Annotated in this window: 2 protein-coding genes; both read left to right on the forward strand. The window is 70.7% G+C overall.

The features are described from left to right. Positions 1-741: LLM class flavin-dependent oxidoreductase (locus ACRX5S_RS40480; protein WP_436778304.1), on the forward strand; the 741-nt coding region annotated here is incomplete at its 5' end. Between the two features lie 1,192 nt (positions 742-1,933). Continuing rightward, positions 1,934-4,189 (forward strand): MMPL family transporter, encoded by a 2,256-nt coding sequence (locus ACRX5S_RS40485; RefSeq protein WP_436778305.1) that lies wholly within the window; start codon positions 1,934-1,936, stop codon positions 4,187-4,189. The last annotated feature ends 30 nt before the right edge of the window (positions 4,190-4,219 follow it).

The following is a 4,219-nucleotide window of genomic DNA, read 5'->3' on the forward strand; positions in this document are numbered from 1 at the left end:
CCCGGCATCGAGGACATGAACCAGACCAAGGACATCTGGGAAGACGTCATCCGCGAATTCCCCAAGATGTGGCTCAACGACGAATACCCCGGCTACGACGGCCGCTACTGGTCCCTCCCACCCCGCAAGATCCTCCCCAAGCCGTACGGCGGCGGGCACCCCGCGATGTGGTACGCGGCGGGCAGCCCGCCCTCGTACGAGATGGCCGCGCGCATGGGCCTCGGCGTGCTGGGCTTCTCGATCGGCGATATCGAGCAGGCCGAGAAGCTCACCGCCGGGTACAAGCGGGCGATCCGCGACGCGGAGCCGGTGGGGGCCTTCGTCAACGACAACGTGCTGTGCGTGTCGACCGGCTTCGTCGACGAGGACCGCAGGCGGGCCGTGCAGCGCGCGGTCGACGCCCGTACGACGTACCTCGTCAGCAACGTCTACCGCTACCACGACACGTTCCCGCACCCGGAGGGGCTGCCGCGCTGGCCCGAGGTCATCCCGGACATCAACGCCGAGATGGTGGAGTTCGCCGCCGACGCCGGCGCGATGATCGTCGGCGACCCCGACAGCGCCCTCAAGGCCGTCAAGGCGTACGAGTCCGCCGGCGTCGACCAACTGGTCCTCGGCCTCGGCCCCGACACCCCCGAAGGCACCCTGGAGACCATCCGCCTCTTCGGCCGACACATCATCCCCAAGCTCGACACCGAGCCCGAACACCGCACCACGACCTTCCGCCGCACCGCCCCCTAACCCGGAGACCCCCCGCGAGAGNGCACCCTGGAGACCATCCGCCTCTTCGGCCGACACATCATCCCCAAGCTCGACACCGAGCCCGAACACCGCACCACGACCTTCCGCCGCACCGCCCCCTAACCCGGAGACCCCCCGCGAGAGCCGCCCCCACCCGGGCGGCTCTCGCCACACCATCGTTTGCCGCCCTGCCTGGCGGTCCTCCGCGTCCCCCATCCCGCCTTGCAGGCGCCTGCGGTCGGCGACGCAGGAGAGCCGAGTGCGTAGACGAGGAGCGGCTGCCCCGGCGAGACCGCCACACGCACCCGACAGCGCACCGGCCGTTCCGAGAGCCGCATGCCGCCAACTCGCCCGCTCTGCCTGACTCCCTTCCCCGCTGTGCAAGCGCTGGCGGTCGGCAACGCAAGAGGGCCGGGTGCGTACGGAAGCGCCGGGCACCCACGCGGGGGATCATCGCGGGCACTCTTGCCATGGCCCGTCCGTCGTTCGGTCGGTCGTAAGCCGTCGCAGCCGCGCAGCCTTGCCGGCGCCGCGCGTCACCTCCCGACTCGCGCGCCCTCCGTGCCCCCTTCCCGCTCGTGCCCCACCCCGATCTGTCCTGCCGCATGGGGTCGGCGCCGTTGCGCGGCGGGGTGGGTGAGGGACGGCGGGGAAAGCACCTTGCTGCGCGCGTCGTTCGGTGGCAGTCCGGTCCGAGGGACGGCGGGGGCCGCCTGGCGTCATCGCGGTTCGGTGGGTTGCCCGGTGTGTCCGGGTTTCCTCTCCGACGCTCCTCGCGGGGGTGTACACCCAGGCGACGATCGGCGGACGTGCGGGGGTAGCAGGATCTTGTATTTGTACGCCCCTCGTAGTACTGGACTTCGGGCCCACCGAAGGAGCTTTTCCGGGGATCGGGACGGAATACTTTTCGGTATCAGAACGATCCGATCCATGACCGTCCGCTCTTTCCCCTGACCGAACCTCCCGGCGATCGGCCGCGGTGGGGACGACCGGGACTCCCGCGCAACGTGGTGAGTCCGCCCCGCCACTTCGGGCCGTCGCGCTCCTTTTGCCGGTGTGACCGCTGCCACGGCCTCGGCATGCCGTTTTCCGCCTCGTGTTTCCGCCCGACAGCAGGCATGTGCTGTCCGGGCCGGTCCCGCACGCCTCGTATCGCGCCCGCTCGCTCTCGACCGACCCGGAGTCCATTCCCATGGCAACTCTCCTGTACCGACTCGGACGGCTGACGTTCCGCCGAAGGCGCCTCGCCCTGCTGATCTGGATGGCGATCCTCGTCGCCGTCGGGGTCGGTGCCGCGACCGCGTCGAAGCCCGCCACCAAGCCGTTCTCGATCCCCGGGATCGAGGCGCAGAAGGCGATAGACCTGCTGGAGGAGCGCAGCCCGGACGCCGGCGGCGGCGGTGCCACCGCGCGCGTCGTGTTCCAGGCCCCCGACGGCACCCGCATCGACGACCCGCAGAACCGCGCGGCCGTCGACAAGACGATCGGCGCGCTGGACAACACTCCCGAGATAGCCGACATCTCCGACCCCTACTCCACGGCGACGGTGAGCGCGGACGGGACGACGGCGTACGCGACCGTGGACTACCTGGTCGGTGCCGACATCCTGAAGGACTCGACACGTGACACCCTTGAGGACGCGGTCAAGCAGGGCCAGGCGGCCGGGCTGACCGTCGAGGTCGGCGGTGACGCCCTGGAGGCGGAGACCAGCGTCGGCAACGGCGAGATCATCGGCATCGCGGTCGCCGCGGTGGTGCTCGCGATCACCTTCGGCGCCATGATCGCCGCCGGGCTGCCGCTGCTCACCGCGATCCTCGGGGTCGGCGTCGGCATCGCCGGGATCACCGCGGTGGCCGGCATCTTCGACCTGTCGGAGAGCACGTCCACGCTGGCGATGATGATCGGCCTGGCGGTCGGCATCGACTACGCGCTGTTCATCGTGTCCCGCTTCCGCAGCGAGCTCAGGCTCGGCCGCGATCCGGAGGAAGCCGCCGGACGCGCGGTCGGCACCGCGGGTTCCGCGGTGGTGTTCGCGGGTCTGACGGTCGTCATCGCGCTGGCCGGTCTGGCCGTGGTCAACATCCCGGTGCTCACCGAGATGGGTCTCGCGGCGGCGTTCACCGTGGTCATCGCCGTGCTGGTGGCGCTCACCTTCGTGCCCGCGCTGCTCGGCTTCGCCGGAAAGCGCATCTTCGGGCGCAAGGAGCGCAAGCGCGCCGCCGCGCAGTCGTCGCACGCCGCGCCCGCCGCGGAGAAGCCGAACATGGGCTCGCGTTGGGCCCGGTTCGTGCTGCGGCACCCCGTCGTGGTGCTGCTGGGCACCATCGTCGGCCTGGGCGCGGTCGCGCTGCCGGCCGCGAGCATGAACCTGGGGCTGCCGGACGACAGCGCCAAGCCGACCAGCACGACGCAGCGGCAGGCGTACGACATCCTGGCCGACAGCTTCGGCCCCGGCTTCAACGGCCCGCTGCTGCTGGTCGTGGACACCGCGGGCGCCACCGGTCCCGGTGGTCCCGAGGCCGCGGCGGACGCGGTGCGCCAGCAGGTGCTGACGCTGAGCGGCAAGGGCGTCGCGTCGGTCGGCGCGGTGAACCTGAACGAGGCCGGCACGCTGGCGACGATGCAGGTCACGCCGACGACGAAGCCGAGCGACCCGAAGACCGAGACGCTGGTGCACGACATCCGCGACGTGGTCAAGGGCGCCGAGGCGCAGACCGGTGCCAAGACGCTGGTCGGCGGCACCCCGGCGCTGAACATCGACTTCTCGGAGAAGCTGAACGACGCGCTGGTGCCGTACCTGCTGCTGGTCGTCGGCCTGGCGTTCCTGCTGCTGATCGCGGTGTTCCGGTCGATCCTGGTGCCGCTCAAGGCGGCGCTCGGGTTCCTCCTGTCGGTCACCGCGGCGCTCGGTGCGGTGGTCATGGTGTTCCAGTACGGCTGGCTGAACGAGCTGTTCGGGGTGGAGCAGACCGGCCCGATCATGAGCATGATGCCGATCTTCCTGGTCGGCGTGGTGTTCGGACTCGCGATGGACTACGAGGTGTTCCTGGTCACCGGGATGCGCGAGGCGTTCGTGCACGGCCAGTCGGCGCGCGAGTCGGTGGTCAGCGGATTCAAGCACGGCGCACGCGTGGTGACGGCCGCGGCGATCATCATGATCGCGGTGTTCGCGGGCTTCATCGGGGCGACCGACTCGATGATCAAGATGATCGGCTTCGGCCTGGCTGCGGCGGTGTTCCTGGACGCGTTCGTGGTCCGCATGGCGCTGGTCCCGGCGGTGCTCGCGCTGCTGGGCAAGTCGGCCTGGTGGCTGCCGAAGTGGCTCGACCGCATCCTCCCGAACGTCGATGTGGAGGGCGACAGCCTGCGCAAGCACATCGACGCCCAGGCGGCGGCGCAGGTGCCTGACCCGCAGCAGGAACGCGAGCGGGAGCCGGTCGGCACCTGACCGCCCTCGGCGGCGGGCCGGGCAGGGCCC

Origin of the sequence: Yinghuangia sp. YIM S09857 (assembly GCF_051388915.1) — a bacterium.
Classification (GTDB): domain Bacteria; phylum Actinomycetota; class Actinomycetes; order Streptomycetales; family Streptomycetaceae; genus Yinghuangia.

Coding starts and splice junctions, on each gene's coding strand:
- ACRX5S_RS40485 (WP_436778305.1), top strand. CDS start 1,934: ATGGCAACTCTCCTGTACCGACTCGGACGGCTGACGTTCCGCCGAAGG.